Genomic DNA, 16,234 nt, shown 5'->3' with positions numbered 1-16,234 from the left:
GATGATTGGTCGCATTATGTTACATAAAAATACGCTTCTTTTCGCTGCATTATCCGCCGCTCTTTGGGGCAGTGCAACACAGGCGGCAAATGCCGCCGTTGTCGCTTCTCTCAAGCCATTAGGGTTCATTGCTTCTGCCATTGCTGATGGCGTCACGGAGACCCAAGTCTTACTTCCGGATGGGGCATCCGAGCATGATTATTCACTACGTCCATCTGACGTAAAACGCTTACAGGGCGCGGACTTAGTTGTCTGGATTGGGCCGGAAATGGAAGCGTTCATGGAAAAGTCCGTCAGCAACATTCCCGCCGCTAAACAGGTAACGATTGCGCAACTCAAAGACGTGAAACCGTTGCTCATGAAAGGGGCTGACGATGATGGTGATGAGCACGACCACGATCATGACCACGGCGAAAAAGGTGACGCACATCACCATCATGGTGATTACAACATGCATCTTTGGCTCTCCCCAGAGATAGCGCGGGCCTCAGCGGTTGCAATCCATGAAAAATTAGTGGAACTTATGCCGCAAAGTCGAGCCAAACTTGACGCCAACCTGAAGGATTTTGAGGCACAATTAGCCGCAACCGATAAGCAGGTCGGTAACGAGCTCGCACCGCTCAAGGGCAAAGGGTATTTCGTTTTTCATGACGCCTATGGCTATTACGAAAAACACTACGGACTCACTCCATTGGGTCACTTCACCGTCAACCCTGAGATACAACCTGGTGCGCAGCGTTTACATGAAATAAGAACACAGTTGGTTGAGCAAAAAGCAACCTGCGTTTTTGCTGAGCCACAGTTCAGGCCAGCGGTCGTTGAAGCCGTTGCGAGAGGGACATCCGTTCGAATGGGAACGTTGGATCCCCTCGGGACAAACATCAAACTGGGTAAAACGAGCTATTCAGCGTTCTTGAACCAACTAGCGAACCAGTATGCGAGCTGCCTGAAAGGAGATTAATGAGGAAGTGAATACGTGCAACAGATAGCCCGCTCTGTCGCCCTGGCATTTAATAATCTGCCCAGACCCCATCGCGTTATGCTGGGGTCGCTTACTGTTCTGACACTGGCCGTTGCTGTCTGGCGGCCTTACGTTTATCACCCGGAATCTGCCCCCATTGTTAAAACGATCGAACTGGAGAAGAGCGAAATTCGTTCACTGCTCCCGGAGGCCAGCGAGCCTATCGATCAGGCGGCACAAGAAGATGAAGCCATTCCTCAGGATGAGCTGGACGACAAAACCTCGGGAGAAGCGGGCGTTCATGAATATGTCGTTTCGACGGGCGATACCCTCAGCAGCATTCTGAATCAGTACGGCATTGATATGGGTGATATCACCCAGCTTGCCGCGTCCGATAAAGAGCTGCGTAATCTGAAGATTGGTCAACAGCTCTCCTGGACGCTGACCGCGGACGGCGATTTACAGCGTCTGACGTGGGAAATGTCACGTCGCGAAACCCGTACCTATGACCGTACTGCGGCGAACGGCTTTAAAATGAGCGCGGAAACGCAGCAGGGCGATTGGGTAAACAGCCTGATGAAAGGCACCGTTGGCAACAGCTTTGTCGCCAGTGCGAAAGCTGCCGGGCTGACCAGCGCTGAAATTAGCGCGGTGATCAAAGCGATGCAGTGGCAGATGGACTTCCGCAAACTGAAAAAAGGCGATGAGTTCTCTGTGCTGATGTCTCGTGAAATGCTGGACGGCAAGCGTGAGCAGAGCCAGTTGTTGGGCGTGCGTTTGCGTTCAGAAGGTAAAGATTATTACGCTATCCGTGCCGAAGACGGTAAGTTCTACGACCGCAATGGTACCGGGCTGGCGAAAGGCTTCCTGCGTTTCCCGACGGCGAAACAGTTCCGCATTTCGTCTAACTTCAACCCGCGTCGAACCAACCCGGTTACCGGACGTGTCGCGCCGCACAGAGGCGTGGACTTCGCGATGCCGCAGGGGACGCCGGTGCTGTCCGTGGGTGACGGTGAAGTCGTCGTGGCGAAACGCAGCGGTGCGGCTGGCTATTATGTGGCGGTGCGTCACGGTCGTACCTATACCACGCGCTATATGCACCTGCGTAAACTGCTGGTGAAACCGGGACAAAAGGTTAAACGTGGCGATCGTATCGCACTCTCCGGTAACACCGGACGTTCTACTGGCCCGCATCTTCACTATGAAGTCTGGATTAACCAGCAGGCGGTTAACCCGCTGACGGCGAAACTGCCGCGTACCGAAGGACTGACCGGTAAAGATCGTACCGATTACCTGGCGCAGGTCAAAGAGGTTCTGCCGCAGTTACGCTTCGATTAATCACTCATGACCTCAAAGCCGGTACGCAGCGCGTGTGCCGGCTTTTTTATTTTGTGCGCGGCAGGGTGCGCCGCTACACTATCATCAGATTTACTTTTCGCGTCATCAGGCACTGGATAAGCATGGAAACAAAAAAAAATAATAGTGAGTACATCCCTGAGTTTGAGAAATCTTTTCGCCATCCGCGTTACTGGGGCGCATGGCTGGGCGTCGCGGCGATGGCGGGTATCGCCTTAACCCCTGCATCCTTTCGCGACCCGCTGCTGGCAAAACTGGGCCGTTTCGCCGGGCGTCTGGGTAAAAGCTCGCGTCGCCGGGCGTTGATTAACCTGTCATTGTGCTTTCCGGAACGTAGCGAAGCTGAGCGCGAGGCTATCGTCGATGAGATGTTTTCAACTGCGCCGCAGGCCATGGCGATGATGGCGGAACTGGCGATTCGCGGTCCGGAAAAAATTCAGTCACGCGTTGACTGGGAAGGGCTTGAAATCATCGAGGAGATGCACCGCAACAACGAAAAGGTGATCTTCCTGGTGCCGCATGGCTGGGGTGTGGATATTCCGGCAATGTTAATGGCGTCTCAGGGCCAGAAGATGGCGGCAATGTTCCATAATCAGGGAAACCCGGTGTTTGATTACGTCTGGAACACGGTGCGCCGCCGCTTTGGTGGTCGCCTGCATGCGCGTAATGACGGCATCAAGCCGTTCATTCAGTCTGTTCGTCAGGGGTACTGGGGATATTATCTGCCCGATCAGGATCATGGTCCTGAACACAGTGAGTTTGTCGATTTCTTTGCCACCTATAAAGCGACGTTGCCGGCCATTGGTCGACTGATGAAAGTGTGTCGGGCGCGCGTCATTCCGCTGTTCCCGGTATACAACGGCGATACCCACCGGTTGACGATTCAGGTGCGCCCGCCCATGGACGATCTTCTGACCGCAGATGACAACACTATTGCCCGTCGAATGAATGAAGAGGTGGAAATTTTTGTTGGCCCGCATCCCGAGCAATATACCTGGATCCTGAAACTGCTGAAGACCCGCAAACCGGGCGAGATCCAGCCGTATAAGCGCAAAGATCTCTACCCCCTTAAATAAAAAAAGGCCTCTCACATGAGAGGCCTCTTTGTATCAGCCGTCGATTACTCGACGGTCAGAATACGCGTGGTATTGGTTGAGCCAATGGTGCTCATCACGTCGCCCTGCGTCACGATCACCAGATCGCCGGACACCAGGTAGCCTTTGTCACGCAGCAGATTCACCGCTTCGCTTGCTGCGACAACGCCTTCCGCCGCACTGTCGAAATGCACCGGCGTGACGCCACGGTACAGCGACGTCAGGTTCAGCGTACGCTCATGACGGGACATGGCGAAAATCGGCAGGCCGGAGCTGATGCGAGAAGTCATCAGCGCAGTACGACCGGATTCCGTCATGGTAATGATCGCGGTCACCCCTTTCAGGTGGTTTGCCGCGTACATGGCGGACATCGCAATCGCTTCTTCAACATTGTCGAACTGTACGTCCAGACGATGTTTGGAGACATTGATGCTGGGGATTTTTTCTGCACCCAGGCAGACGCGCGCCATCGCCGCGACGGTTTCCGCCGGGTACTGGCCTGCCGCCGTTTCGGCTGACAGCATGACCGCATCAGTACCATCCAGCACGGCGTTCGCGACGTCCATCACTTCCGCACGGGTTGGCATTGGGTTGGTGATCATCGACTCCATCATCTGGGTCGCGGTAATCACCGCGCGGTTCAACTTACGTGCGCGACGAATCAACGTCTTCTGGATGCCGACCAGTTCCGGATCGCCAATCTCAACGCCGAGGTCGCCACGAGCGACCATCACCACGTCAGAAGCCAGAATGATGTCATCCATCGCATTCTGGTCGCAGACCGCTTCCGCACGCTCAACTTTGGCCACAATCTTGGCATCGCAGCCCGCATCACGCGCCAGGCGGCGAGCGTAGTTCAGATCTTCGCCGCAACGCGGGAAGGAGACAGCCAGATAGTCAACGCCAATCTGAGCGGCGGTCACGATATCGGCTTTGTCTTTTTCGGTCAGGGCTTCTGCGGAGAGACCGCCGCCCAGCTTGTTGATGCCTTTGTTGTTGGAGAGCGGGCCGCCCACGGTCACTTCCGTGAACACTTTCATACCCTGAACTTCCAGCACTTTTAACTGCACGCGGCCATCGTCGAGCAGCAGAATGTCGCCAGGTACCACGTCTGCCGGCAGACCTTTGTAGTCAATGCCGACTTTTTCCTTGTCGCCTTCACCTTTACCCAGGTTGGCATCCAGGAGAAATTTGTCACCGATGTTGAGGAATACTTTGCCTTCTTTAAAGGTAGAGACGCGAATTTTTGGCCCCTGGAGATCACCCAGAATGCCTACGTGGCGTCCCAATCTGGCAGCGATCTCACGAACTTTATCCGCGCGCATTTTATGATCTTCTGGCGAACCGTGAGAGAAATTCATCCGCACGACGTTAGCACCAGCAGCGATAATCTTTTCAAGATTGTTATCGCGGTCGGTAGCCGGGCCTAATGTCGTAACGATTTTGGTTCTGCGAAGCCTTCTGGACATGTAATACTCCGTTGACTGAAACAACTAGGTGTTGCGTGAAAATTGATCCGGCAGTTCTGAAAACCTTACACCCGTCATACTTCTGGTTGCCTGTGCGTTGGCCTCCTTGCTCACCCCAGTCACTTACTTCAGTAAGCTCCTGAAGATTCGCTGCGTTGCCGCCTTTCCACAACTCGAATTACGTAGGGTCTACATAGCATAGCGAACAAAACCGGATGACGAATTTAAGTCGTACTTATTATTGCTATTAGCGGTCATTACTCTTGATGAGCAGTTCTTTATCAAAACGCGATTCCTTGAGCGCTTCTTTGACACGCTTCAAGTTATCTCTGAATTTTGCCCCACGGCGCAAAGTAAATCCCGTAGCCAGCACATCTATCACGGTCAACTGCGCAAGTCGAGAGACCATGGGCATATAAATGTCAGTATCTTCCGGCACATCGAGCGTAATTGCCAGCGTGGCTTCACGCGCCAGCGGCGTATCAGCGGAGGTTAACGCGATCACCATGGCATCGTTTTCACGTGCAAGCTGCGCCAGTTCGACCAGACTCTTGGTGCGACCGGTATGCGAAATCAGCACGACCACGTCATCGTCACTACAATTCATACAGCTCATCCGTTGCAAAACGACGTCGTCGGAGTAGATAACCGGAACGTTGAAACGGAAAAACTTGTTCATGGCATCATGGGCGACGGCGGCGGACGACCCCAGGCCAAAGAAAGCGATTTTCTTGGCCTGCGTCAGTAAATCCACCGCGCGGTTGATCGCCGATTTGTCCAGCGACTGGCGAACGTGGTCAAGACTGGCCATCGCGGATTCGAAAATCTTGCCCGTATAGGATTCGACACTGTCATCTTCATCCACATTACGATTAACATAAGGGGTACCATTTGCCAGACTTTGTGCCAGATGCAGTTTAAAATCGGGGAAGCCCCGGGTTTCCATGCTGCGACAAAAACGGTTCACCGTCGGTTCACTGACGTTGGCTTCCTGCGCAAGCGTGGCAATACTGCAATGGATGGTCCGCTCGGGTGAGGCGATGATGACATCGGCGACTTTGCGTTCAGATTTGCTCAAATGTTCCAGTTGAGACTGGATCTTTTCCAGCATATTCATGATGTAGACCCACGGAAATAACGATTTCAGTGATACAAGAAATCGAGAGGCAATTTTGGTAGATAGTACCCCTGCTAATCAGAGAAGGGGGCAAAATGGTCAGCAGAGTTGTTGTTTTTTTTCATAACATGATCAACATCGTGTTTTGACTCAACGTTATGCGTCGCAAACCAACGACAATTTTGACCAATTTGCGCCGTTAAGCGCCAACCGCACGGTGGGTTAAGCGTTTACGGTTTCCGGAATCACGTAAAAGCAGTACAGTGCACTGTAATAAAATTACAAGTAATGCCTGGCAAAGTACCAGGATAGCTAACTAAGGAGAATGACATGGCGGTAACGCAAACAGCCCAGGCATGTGACCTGGTCATTTTCGGCGCGAAAGGCGACCTTGCGCGTCGTAAATTGCTGCCTTCCCTGTATCAACTTGAAAAAGCCGGTCAGCTCAACCCTGAAAGCCGCATTATCGGGGTAGGCCGTGCCGACTGGGATAAAGATGCCTACACGAAGGTGGTGCGCGAAGCGCTCGAAACCTTCATGAAAGAAAAGATAGATGAAGGATTGTGGGACACCCTGAGCGCTCGCCTGGATTTCTGCAATCTGGATGTGAATGATACCGCGGCGTTTACTCGTCTTGGGGCGATGCTCGATCAGAAAAACCGCACCACGATCAACTACTTCGCCATGCCGCCAAGCACGTTTGGCGCAATCTGTAAGGGACTGGGCGAAGCGAAACTGAATGCCAAACCGGCACGCGTGGTGATGGAAAAACCGTTGGGTACCTCACTGGCGACATCTCGCGAGATCAACGATCAGGTTGGCGAATATTTTGAAGAGTGCCAGGTTTACCGCATCGACCACTATCTGGGAAAAGAGACCGTTCTGAACCTGCTGGCGCTGCGTTTTGCCAACTCCCTGTTTGTGAATAACTGGGATAACCGCACGATCGATCATGTGGAAATCACCGTGGCAGAAGAGGTGGGCATTGAAGGGCGTTGGGGTTATTTCGACCAGGCCGGGCAGATGCGCGACATGATCCAGAACCACCTGCTGCAAATTCTGTGCATGATTGCGATGTCGCCGCCGTCGGATCTGAGCGCTGACGCCATTCGTGATGAAAAAGTGAAGGTGCTGAAGTCGCTGCGTCGTATCGATCGTTCAAATGTGCGTGAAAAAACCGTTCGCGGCCAGTACACCACCGGCTTTGCTCAGGGCAAAAAAGTCCCGGGCTATCTGGAAGAAGAGGGTGCGAACAAGAGCAGTAACACCGAAACGTTTGTGGCGATCCGCGTCGACATTGATAACTGGCGCTGGGCGGGCGTGCCGTTCTACCTGCGTACCGGTAAACGTCTGCCGACGAAATGTTCTGAAGTTGTGGTTTACTTCAAAACGCCTGAATTGAACCTGTTTAAAGAGTCCTGGCAGGATCTGCCGCAGAACAAGCTAACCATTCGTCTGCAGCCGGATGAAGGCGTGGATATCCAGGTTCTGAACAAAGTTCCGGGTCTTGACCACAAGCATAACCTGCAAATCACCAAGCTGGATCTGAGCTACTCCGAAACTTTCAATCAAACGCATCTGGCGGATGCTTACGAGCGTCTGCTGCTGGAAACTATGCGCGGCATTCAGGCGCTGTTTGTGCGTCGTGATGAAGTCGAAGAGGCGTGGAAGTGGGTAGACTCCATTACCGAAGCGTGGGCGATGGACAACGATGCGCCGAAACCGTACCAGGCCGGGACCTGGGGGCCGGTTGCTTCGGTGGCGATGATCACCCGTGACGGTCGTTCCTGGAATGAATTCGAGTAAAAAGTGTCTACCACTCCTGTGTTATTTTACCGGTAACATGATCTAACACAGATTGTTGAACAATTTTTGCACTTTTAAGCCTCGTGTGGATTCACCCGCGAGGCTTTTTTTATTACACTGCCTGAAACGATTTTGCCCCTGAGCTCCGGTGAACAAGCGTTTCCTGTATTTATACACGCAGTAAATGAACTTGCCAAACCTGTAGCTCTGACAGATAAATTTCAGGAGCCTCTATGAATCCGAATTTGTTACGCGTAACACAACGTATTGTTGAACGTTCCCGTGAGACCCGTTCTGCCTACCTCGCTCGTATAGAACAGGCTAAATCCTCGACCGTTCACCGCTCACAACTGGCATGCGGGAATCTGGCGCACGGATTCGCGGCTTGTCAGCCAGACGATAAAGCCTCTCTGAAAAGCATGTTGCGTAACAATATCGCGATCATCACTTCCTACAACGACATGCTCTCCGCACATCAACCCTACGAACATTATCCGGACATCATTCGCAAAGCGCTGCATCAAGCCAATGCGGTCGGGCAGGTCGCGGGCGGCGTTCCGGCAATGTGTGACGGCGTCACGCAGGGGCAGGACGGTATGGAGCTTTCGCTGCTGAGCCGCGAAGTGATTGCGATGTCCGCCGCGGTGGGACTCTCTCACAACATGTTCGACGGCGCGCTGTTCCTCGGCGTCTGTGACAAAATCGTCCCGGGTCTGGCGATGGCGGCGCTGTCATTCGGTCATCTGCCTTCCATCTTCGTGCCGTCAGGTCCAATGGCGAGCGGCCTGGCGAATAAAGAGAAAGTCCGCATTCGTCAGCTTTATGCTGAAGGTAAAGTTGATCGTATGGCGCTTCTGGAGTCTGAAGCCGCCTCCTATCATGCGCCGGGCACCTGCACGTTCTACGGTACCGCGAACACCAACCAGATGGTGGTGGAGTTCATGGGGATGCAACTGCCGGGGTCCTCGTTTGTTCACCCGGATGCTCCGCTGCGTGAAGCGCTGACGGCAGCAGCAGCGCGCCAGGTGACGCGCCTGACCGGTAACGGTAACGAATGGATGCCGATCGGCAAAATGATTGATGAAAAAGTGGTGGTGAACGGGATTGTCGCGCTGTTGGCGACCGGCGGTTCAACGAACCATACCATGCACCTGGTGGCGATGGCCCGCGCTGCGGGTATCCAGATTAACTGGGATGACTTCTCTGACCTCTCCGACATCGTGCCGCTGATGGCGCGTCTCTATCCTAACGGCCCGGCGGATATTAACCACTTCCAGGCTGCGGGCGGTGTCCCGGTCCTGATGCGTGAACTGCTGAACGCGGGTCTGCTGCATGAAGACGTCAACACTGTGGCCGGTTACGGCCTGAAGCGCTACACCCTGGAACCGTGGCTGAACAATGGCGAACTCGACTGGCGTGAAGGCGCGGCCAAATCGCTGGACAGCAATGTCATTGCTTCCTTTGACCAGCCGTTCTCTCATCATGGTGGCACTAAAGTGCTGAGTGGTAACCTCGGTCGTGCGGTTATGAAAACGTCCGCCGTACCGGCCGAGAATCAGGTGATTGAAGCGCCGGCCGTTGTTTTTGAAAGTCAGCATGATGTCCTGCCGGCCTTTGAAGCGGGTCTGCTGGACCGTGACTGCGTGGTAGTTGTGCGTCATCAGGGACCAAAAGCGAACGGAATGCCAGAATTACATAAACTCATGCCGCCACTTGGTGTATTATTGGACCGTCGTTTCAAAATTGCGTTGGTTACTGATGGTCGACTTTCCGGTGCGTCCGGTAAAGTGCCTTCAGCCATCCATGTAACCCCGGAGGCCTATGATGGCGGACTGCTGGCAAAAGTACGCGATGGCGACATTATTCGGGTGAACGGACAGACAGGTGAATTGACGCTGTTGGTTGATGAGGCGGAGCTTGCCGCTCGCCAGCCGCATATACCGGATCTGAGCGCATCGCGCATCGGTACGGGGCGTGAAATGTTCGGCGCGCTGCGTGAACAGTTGTCCGGCGCAGAACAGGGCGCAACCTGTATTCATTTTTAAGGCATATTTTGTAATCAGGCGAGAGAAAAACTCTGATGAAAAACTGGAAAACAAGTGCAGAAGCAATCCTGACCACCGGCCCGGTTGTCCCGGTGATCGTAGTGAATAAACTGGAACACGCTGTGCCGATGGCAAAAGCGCTGGTTGCGGGTGGGGTGCGCGTACTGGAAGTGACGTTACGTACCGCCTGCGCGATGGATGCTATCCGCGCTATCGCCAAAGAGGTTCCGGAAGCCATTGTGGGTGCGGGTACGGTGCTGAATCCGCAGCAGCTGGCTGAGGTTACTGCAGCCGGTGCGCAGTTCGCTATCAGCCCAGGTCTGACCGAGCCGCTGCTGAAAGCGGCAACCGAAGGCACGATTCCGTTGATTCCTGGCATCAGCACCGTTTCTGAACTGATGCTGGGTATGGACTACGGCCTGAAAGAGTTCAAATTCTTCCCGGCAGAAGCCAATGGCGGCACTAAAGCGCTGCAGGCCATTGCCGGTCCGTTCTCTCAGGTGCGTTTCTGCCCGACTGGCGGCATCTCTCCCGCTAATTACCGCGATTACCTGGCACTGAAAAGCGTGCTGTGCATCGGCGGCTCCTGGCTGGTGCCGAATGACGCGCTGGAAGCCGGTGACTACGATCGTATCACCAGACTGGCTCGCGAAGCGGTTGAAGGCGCGAAGCAGTAAGCTACCCATGTGTAAGCCGTAGGCCCGATGAGACGCGTTAGCGCCGCCATCGGGTTTTGCCGGATGGTGGCATGACTACCTTATCCGGCCTACGGTTGCTGTTGTTTACCCTGTCACTTTCACCTGCGCGGCGGCGTTCTTCGCGCGTTTAATAGCGTCATCAACGTTGTCTGCCGTTGCCAGCGCCACACCCAGGCGACGCGATCCTTCAATTTCCGGCTTACCGAAGAAACGGACCTGCACACCGGCACCGACGGCGGCCTGAACATTGCCAAACGTCACGTCCTGACTGGTCAGTCGCGGTAAAATCACTGCAGAAGCTGCCGGACCATACTGACGAATGGCCCCCACGGGCAGTCCGAGGAAAGCGCGTACATGCAGGGCAAACTCCGACAGATCCTGAGAGATCAGCGTCACCATGCCGGTATCATGCGGGCGAGGGGAGACCTCGCTGAAGATGACCTCATCCCCGCAAACAAACAGCTCCACGCCAAACAGACCGTGACCACCCAGGGCTAATACCACTTTACGGGCAATGTCCTGAGCGCGTTCCAGCGCCAGTGCGCTCATCTGTTGCGGCTGCCAGGATTCACGATAATCGCCATCTTCCTGGCGATGACCCACCGGTGCACAGAAATGGACGCCATCGACCGCGCTGACGGTGAGCAGGGTGATTTCAAAATCAAACTTCACAACCCCTTCGACGATGACCCGACCGGCACCCGCGCGACCGCCCTGTTGGGCATAGTCCCAGGCTTGTGCCAGCTGCGCTTCGGAACGAATAAAACTCTGCCCCTTGCCGGATGAACTCATCACCGGTTTGACAATGCAGGGATAACCAATTTCAGCCACGGCGTCGCGGAAGGTGGCTTCACTGTCGGCAAAACGGAAGGTTGATGTGGGCAGTGCCAGTTCTTCTGCCGCCAGGCGGCGAATACCTTCACGATTCATCGTGAGTTTTGTCGCGCGCGCGCAGGGCACGACGTTCAACCCTTCCTGTTCCAGCGCCACCAGCATATCCGTGGCAATGGCTTCAATCTCTGGCACGATATAGTGCGGTTTTTCCAGCTCCACTACGCGACGAAGCGCGTCGCCATCCAGCATATTAATGACGTGAGAACGATGTGCGACATGCATGGCCGGTGCGTCGGCATACCGGTCCACCGCGATCACTTCCACGCCGAGACGCTGGCACTCGATGGCCACTTCTTTACCCAGTTCACCAGAACCCAATAACATCACCCGAGTTGCTGCCGGACGCAGCGCTGTGCCTAATATCGTCATGAAAATATCCCCCAACAAATTTGGCCGCAGTATATACGAAAACGTTTGCGTCTGTCTTTATTGCCAGGTTGATTTCAGCGGTGAAATAGAATATACTGTACATAAATACAGTGATATTGAGAGGCTGCAACATGGCGGTTGAAGTTAAATACGTAGTCATTCGGGAAGGTGAGGAAAAAATGTCATTTACCAGCAAAAAGGAAGCCGATGCGTATGACAAGATGCTGGATACGGCGGATCTACTCGACACCTGGCTTGAACAGTCCCCGCTAACGCTGGAAGACGAACAGCGTGAAGCGCTGTCGCTGTGGCTGGCCGAACAAAAAGAGGTGCTGAGCACCATCCTCAAAACCGGCAAGTTGCCTTCTCCGCAGGTGGTTGATAATGACGCCGCTGCCGGGGACGATACGCAGGCGGCCTGAATCTGACTTGCGCTCCTGACGTTTTGTACCATGCTTTTCCCTGTATCACTGTGCTATGGAGAAAGGGAAAAGTATGAAAAGAACGGGCGTGTTAGCCTGCTTGCTGTTGTTATGCACCAGCGTATCGGTGTCTGCGGCAGGTACGGACAGTAAGACGGTTAAATTCCTTAACTGTGAAGGTCTGGATACCGAGGGTATTGCGGCGAGCGTTAAGCGCGATTATCAGCAGAATCGCATTGCGCGTTGGGCCGACGATCAAAAACATGTGGGTCAGGCCGACCCGGTGGCATGGGTTAATCCAAAAGAGATCACCGGTGGAGAGGGTAAGTGGGTAGTACCGCTGACCGTGCGTGGGAAAAGTGCGGATATTCATTATCTGGTGAAGGTCGACTGCAAGGCCGGCACGGCGGAATATCGTTCGCAATAGCACGAACATTTGCGCATCTTTAGCGCTGACAGACATTTCCTGACATCCCCTCGGGTACGCTTTGACAATTCATTGTCAGTACTTGAGGGGCAAAATGGCTAACTGGCTTAATCAATTACACTCTCTTCTCGGGCAAAACGGATCGTCCTCCTCTTCTTCAGGTGAACAGGGATTAAGTAAGCTGCTGGTACCCGGCGCGTTGGGTGGTCTGGCGGGGTTACTGGTCGCTAACAAATCCTCACGCAAACTGCTCAGCAAATATGGCACCAGCGCGCTGCTGGTCGGCGGCGGTGCGGTAGCGGGGACGGTCTTGTGGAACAAGTACAAGGATAAAGTCCGTGCGGCGCATCAGGGTGAACCACAGTTCGGCGCGCAAAGTACGCCGCTGGATGTGCGCACCGAACGGCTGATCCTGGCGCTGGTCTTCGCCGCGAAAAGTGATGGCCATATCGATGCCAACGAGCGGGCGGCAATCGAACAGCAACTGCGTGAAGCCGGCGTAGAAGAGCAGGGGCGCGTTTTCATTGAACAGGCGATTGAGCAGCCGCTCGATCCTCAGCGCCTTGCGCAGGGGATCCGCAACGAAGAAGAGGCGCTGGAGATCTATTTCCTCAGCTGTGCGGCGATTGATATCGATCACTTTATGGAGCGCAGCTACCTGAACGCGCTGGGTGATGCGCTGAAGATCCCACAGGATGTCCGTGATGGTATTGAGCAGGATTTGAAACAGCAAAAACAGGCATTACCTGGCTAACGAAATACCGCGCGCAGCATGTTTCGCTTGCATCATTCGTGACTTTTGCCACCCTTAGAGGATGTATAAAGACGAAAGAAACAGACACATGCTGCCAAAAGCAAATCGTATCCCTTACGCCATGACGGTCCATGGCGACACGCGCATTGATAACTACTACTGGCTGCGGGACGACACGCGCTCGCAGCCCGAGGTGCTTGACTATCTGCAACAGGAAAACTGCTACGGACATCAGGTTATGTCTACGCAGCAAGCCTTGCAGGATCGCGTGCTAAAAGAAATTATCGATCGCATTCCTCCCCGCGACACCTCTGCGCCATACGTGAAGAACGGTTATCGCTATCGCCATCTCTATGAACCCGGGTGTGAGTACGCCATTTATCAACGCCAGTCTGCACTGAGTGAGGAATGGGATGACTGGGAAACGCTGCTTGATGGCAACAAACGGGCGGCACACAGTGAGTTCTACACTCTGGGACGACTGGCGATAACGCCGGATAACACCATTATGGCGCTGGCGGAAGATTATCTTTCGCGCCGCCAGTACGGGATCCGTTTTCGCAATCTGGAAAACGGTAACTGGTATCCGGAGATGCTGGATAATGTGGCTCCCGAATTTGTCTGGGCAAATGATTCCCTGACCTTTTACTACGTCCGTAAACATGCCACGACGCTCTTACCTTATCAGGTCTGGCGTCATACCGTCGGCACGCCCTCAGCCGATGACGAGCTGATTTACGAAGAAAAAGACGACACTTTCTACGTCAGCCTGCACAAAACGACGTCGCAACATTACCTCGTCATTCATCTGGCGAGCGCGACGACCAGCGAGGTTTTACTGCTGGATGCTGAACTGGCTGATGCTGAACCTTTCATATTTCTGCCGCGCCGCAAGGACCACGAATACAGCCTCGATCACTATCAACATAAGTTTTATCTGCGTTCGAACCGCGAGGGTAAAAATTTTGGTCTTTATCGCACCCGTGTGCGCGATGAGAAAAAGTGGGAAACGCTGATCCCGGCCCGTGAAGCAATCATGCTGGAAGGGTTTACGCTTTTTACCGACTGGCTGGTAGTGGAAGAGCGCCAGCGTGGCTTAACCAGCCTGCGGCAGATCAATCGTAAAACTCGCGAGGTGGTGGGGATTGCCTTCGACGATCCGGCTTATGTCACCTGGCTTGCGTACAATCCGGAACCGGAAACCTCACGCCTGCGCTATGGCTACTCCTCGATGACCACGCCGGACACGCTGTTTGAACTGGACATGGATACGGGTGAACGACGGGTAATTAAACAGACAGAGGTACCGGGATTTGACGCCGCCAACTATCGCAGTGAACACCTGTGGATCACCGCCCGTGATGGTGTCGAGGTTCCGGTATCACTGGTCTATCATCAGAAATACTTCCGTAAGGGGCAAAATCCGTTACTGGTTTACGGCTACGGTTCCTACGGCGCCAGCATGGATGCCGATTTCAGCAGCAGCCGGTTAAGTCTGCTGGATCGTGGATTTGTCTATGCCATCGTTCACGTGCGAGGCGGAAGCGAACTGGGGCAGCAGTGGTATGAAGACGGTAAATTCCTGAAAAAGCGCAATACCTTCAACGACTATCTTGATGCCTGTGATGCGTTGATTGCCCAGGGCTACGGCTCGCCCTCTCTCTGTTATGGCATGGGCGGTAGCGCGGGAGGAATGCTGATGGGCGTGGCGATCAACGAGCGTCCCGAACGCTTTCATGGCGTGGTTGCCCAGGTGCCGTTTGTGGATGTGGTGACGACGATGCTGGATGAGTCGATACCCCTGACGACCGGTGAGTTTGAGGAGTGGGGGAATCCGAAAGATCCGCAGTATTACGCTTACATGAAAAGCTACAGTCCGTACGATAACGTCAGGGCGCAGGCTTACCCGCATCTGTTGGTCACCACCGGACTGCATGATTCGCAGGTCCAGTACTGGGAACCGGCAAAATGGGTGGCGAAACTGCGCGAGCTGAAAACTGATGACCATCTGCTGTTACTGTGCACCGATATGGATTCCGGACACGGCGGTAAGTCAGGTCGTTATAAATCCTGGGAAGGCGTGGCGCTGGAATTTGCATTCCTGATTGGTCTGGCACAGGGAACATTGCCCGGTAACGACGCAGTTCAGGCGTTATCCAGATAGTGTTTGAGGGTTAAACGCAGCTCCGGGCTCATGCTGTCGAGGTTGTTAAACAACCAGCGCAAATAGCCCGGATCGCGCTCTGCGACATCGGAAACGGCTTTGCCGCGATACTTACCAAAGGTGAAGGTGGTCAGTAACCCCGGCCGGCCGGTGATATCGACCATCTGCTCCGCCGTCCAGCCGGAAGTATTCATAATATCGATGAGCAGCGCGGCGGTAATATAGCAGTCATAGAGTGCGCGGTGGTGATGCAGACCCGCAGGCGTTTGCACGTTCAGTTTACGTGACTTATAGAGCGCCATATTACTGTACTTAATCCCCGGCCAGAGGCGGCGGGAAAGTTTCATGGTGCAGATCCACTCGCCTGGCATGTCTGGCAGCACACGACGGTCAAAGCTGGCGTTGTGCGCCACATACCATTCGCTGCCGTAATAGTGTGGGATAACCTCTTCAATCCACGGCTTATCTGCCACCATCGCTTCGGTAATGCGATGAATGGCCATCGCCTGTGGCGAGATTGGCCGGTCAGGGCGCACCAGGTGGCTCATAGGATTCACGATCTTACCGTCAACCACGTCAACAGAGGCGATCTCTACAATCCCGCCCTGCAGGCCACAGGTCTCAGTATCGATGATGCGCAGCATGTAAAACTCCTGAC

14 protein-coding genes are annotated in these 16,234 nt (G+C 54.2%); 10 read left to right on the top strand and 4 right to left on the bottom strand.

The features are described 5' to 3' along the window. The first annotated feature begins 16 nt into the window (after positions 1 to 16). The 3 genes from znuA to lpxM all read left to right on the top strand — a co-directional run bounded on the left by znuA (position 17) and on the right by lpxM (position 3,393). Positions 17 to 961 (top strand): zinc ABC transporter substrate-binding protein ZnuA, encoded by a 945-nt coding sequence (gene znuA / locus ACQ0PY_RS13710; protein WP_150547144.1) that lies wholly within the window; start codon positions 17 to 19, stop codon positions 959 to 961. Between the two features lie 15 nt (positions 962 to 976). Further along, positions 977 to 2,299 carry a murein DD-endopeptidase MepM gene (gene mepM, locus ACQ0PY_RS13705; protein ID WP_043000363.1) on the top strand — a complete coding sequence of 441 codons (1,323 nt, stop codon included), beginning with the start codon at positions 977 to 979 and terminating at the stop codon, positions 2,297 to 2,299. Positions 2,300 to 2,421: 122 nt separating this feature from the next. Further along, complete coding sequence (gene lpxM, locus ACQ0PY_RS13700; protein ID WP_043000364.1) at positions 2,422 to 3,393, top strand: lauroyl-Kdo(2)-lipid IV(A) myristoyltransferase; 972 nt, start codon at positions 2,422 to 2,424, stop codon at positions 3,391 to 3,393. Between the two features lie 44 nt (positions 3,394 to 3,437). Here the strand turns inward: lpxM and pyk are convergent, their stop codons facing one another. Further along, positions 3,438 to 4,880 (bottom strand): pyruvate kinase, encoded by a 1,443-nt coding sequence (gene pyk / locus ACQ0PY_RS13695; RefSeq protein ID WP_043000365.1) that lies wholly within the window; start codon positions 4,878 to 4,880, stop codon positions 3,438 to 3,440. Between the two features lie 247 nt (positions 4,881 to 5,127). Continuing rightward, on the bottom strand, positions 5,128 to 5,997 hold the full coding sequence (locus ACQ0PY_RS13690; protein WP_043000366.1) for a MurR/RpiR family transcriptional regulator: 870 nt from the start codon (positions 5,995 to 5,997) through the stop codon (positions 5,128 to 5,130). 330 nt (positions 5,998 to 6,327) lie between these two features. On the opposite strand from ACQ0PY_RS13690, the gene zwf reads away from it, so the two are divergent. The 3 genes from zwf to kdgA all read left to right on the top strand — a co-directional run bounded on the left by zwf (position 6,328) and on the right by kdgA (position 10,525). Continuing rightward, positions 6,328 to 7,803 (top strand): glucose-6-phosphate dehydrogenase, encoded by a 1,476-nt coding sequence (gene zwf / locus ACQ0PY_RS13685; RefSeq protein ID WP_109740322.1) that lies wholly within the window; start codon positions 6,328 to 6,330, stop codon positions 7,801 to 7,803. Positions 7,804 to 8,036: 233 nt separating this feature from the next. Then, positions 8,037 to 9,848, top strand: a complete 1,812-nt coding sequence (edd, locus tag ACQ0PY_RS13680; protein WP_044257635.1) for a phosphogluconate dehydratase — start codon at positions 8,037 to 8,039, stop codon at positions 9,846 to 9,848. A gap of 35 nt (positions 9,849 to 9,883) precedes the next feature. Further along, positions 9,884 to 10,525 carry a bifunctional 4-hydroxy-2-oxoglutarate aldolase/2-dehydro-3-deoxy-phosphogluconate aldolase gene (gene kdgA, locus ACQ0PY_RS13675; RefSeq protein WP_043000369.1) on the top strand — a complete coding sequence of 214 codons (642 nt, stop codon included), beginning with the start codon at positions 9,884 to 9,886 and terminating at the stop codon, positions 10,523 to 10,525. Positions 10,526 to 10,630: 105 nt separating this feature from the next. Here kdgA and purT read toward each other — a convergent pair whose 3' ends face one another. Next, positions 10,631 to 11,809 (bottom strand): formate-dependent phosphoribosylglycinamide formyltransferase, encoded by a 1,179-nt coding sequence (purT, locus tag ACQ0PY_RS13670; protein ID WP_109740321.1) that lies wholly within the window; start codon positions 11,807 to 11,809, stop codon positions 10,631 to 10,633. A 131-nt stretch (positions 11,810 to 11,940) separates the two neighbouring features. Here purT and yebG point away from each other — a divergent pair, with 131 nt between their 5' ends. The 4 genes from yebG (at position 11,941) to ptrB (ending at position 15,576) form a co-directional block, all read left to right on the top strand. Continuing rightward, complete coding sequence (gene yebG, locus ACQ0PY_RS13665) at positions 11,941 to 12,231, top strand: DNA damage-inducible protein YebG (protein ID WP_043000371.1); 291 nt, start codon at positions 11,941 to 11,943, stop codon at positions 12,229 to 12,231. 73 nt (positions 12,232 to 12,304) lie between these two features. Beyond that, positions 12,305 to 12,658 carry a protein YebF gene (yebF, locus tag ACQ0PY_RS13660; RefSeq protein ID WP_043000372.1) on the top strand — a complete coding sequence of 118 codons (354 nt, stop codon included), beginning with the start codon at positions 12,305 to 12,307 and terminating at the stop codon, positions 12,656 to 12,658. 94 nt (positions 12,659 to 12,752) lie between these two features. Beyond that, positions 12,753 to 13,412, top strand: coding sequence for a tellurite resistance TerB family protein (locus tag ACQ0PY_RS13655; protein WP_061070010.1), 660 nt, complete (start codon positions 12,753 to 12,755; stop codon positions 13,410 to 13,412). Positions 13,413 to 13,500: 88 nt separating this feature from the next. Beyond that, the gene (gene ptrB, locus ACQ0PY_RS13650) at positions 13,501 to 15,576 is read left to right on the top strand and encodes an oligopeptidase B (RefSeq protein ID WP_043000374.1); all 2,076 of its coding nucleotides are present in this window, start codon (positions 13,501 to 13,503) and stop codon (positions 15,574 to 15,576) included. Here the strand turns inward: ptrB and exoX are convergent. Beyond that, the gene (gene exoX / locus ACQ0PY_RS13645; protein ID WP_043000375.1) at positions 15,558 to 16,220 is read right to left on the bottom strand and encodes an exodeoxyribonuclease X; all 663 of its coding nucleotides are present in this window, start codon (positions 16,218 to 16,220) and stop codon (positions 15,558 to 15,560) included. The two genes, ptrB and exoX, sit on opposite strands and share 19 nt — an antisense overlap. Positions 16,221 to 16,234: the final 14 nt, after the last annotated feature.

The organism is Citrobacter sp. LST-B2 (assembly GCF_057983045.1).
Note: the sequence above shows the minus strand (reverse complement) of the source record. Positions and strands in the feature narration are given on the sequence as shown.

Bases quoted from the DNA above. Each gene is read 5' to 3' on its own strand.
- znuA (WP_150547144.1), top strand. From the start codon at position 17: ATGTTACATAAAAATACGCTTCTTTTCGCTGCATTATCCGCCGCTCTT.
- lpxM (WP_043000364.1), top strand. From the start codon at position 2,422: ATGGAAACAAAAAAAAATAATAGTGAGTACATCCCTGAGTTTGAGAAA.
- pyk (WP_043000365.1), bottom strand. From the start codon at position 4,880: ATGTCCAGAAGGCTTCGCAGAACCAAAATCGTTACGACATTAGGCCCG.
- ACQ0PY_RS13690 (WP_043000366.1), bottom strand. From the start codon at position 5,997: ATGAATATGCTGGAAAAGATCCAGTCTCAACTGGAACATTTGAGCAAA.
- zwf (WP_109740322.1), top strand. From the start codon at position 6,328: ATGGCGGTAACGCAAACAGCCCAGGCATGTGACCTGGTCATTTTCGGC.
- edd (WP_044257635.1), top strand. From the start codon at position 8,037: ATGAATCCGAATTTGTTACGCGTAACACAACGTATTGTTGAACGTTCC.
- kdgA (WP_043000369.1), top strand. From the start codon at position 9,884: ATGAAAAACTGGAAAACAAGTGCAGAAGCAATCCTGACCACCGGCCCG.
- purT (WP_109740321.1), bottom strand. From the start codon at position 11,809: ATGACGATATTAGGCACAGCGCTGCGTCCGGCAGCAACTCGGGTGATG.
- yebG (WP_043000371.1), top strand. From the start codon at position 11,941: ATGGCGGTTGAAGTTAAATACGTAGTCATTCGGGAAGGTGAGGAAAAA.
- yebF (WP_043000372.1), top strand. From the start codon at position 12,305: ATGAAAAGAACGGGCGTGTTAGCCTGCTTGCTGTTGTTATGCACCAGC.
- ACQ0PY_RS13655 (WP_061070010.1), top strand. From the start codon at position 12,753: ATGGCTAACTGGCTTAATCAATTACACTCTCTTCTCGGGCAAAACGGA.
- ptrB (WP_043000374.1), top strand. From the start codon at position 13,501: ATGCTGCCAAAAGCAAATCGTATCCCTTACGCCATGACGGTCCATGGC.
- exoX (WP_043000375.1), bottom strand. From the start codon at position 16,220: ATGCTGCGCATCATCGATACTGAGACCTGTGGCCTGCAGGGCGGGATT.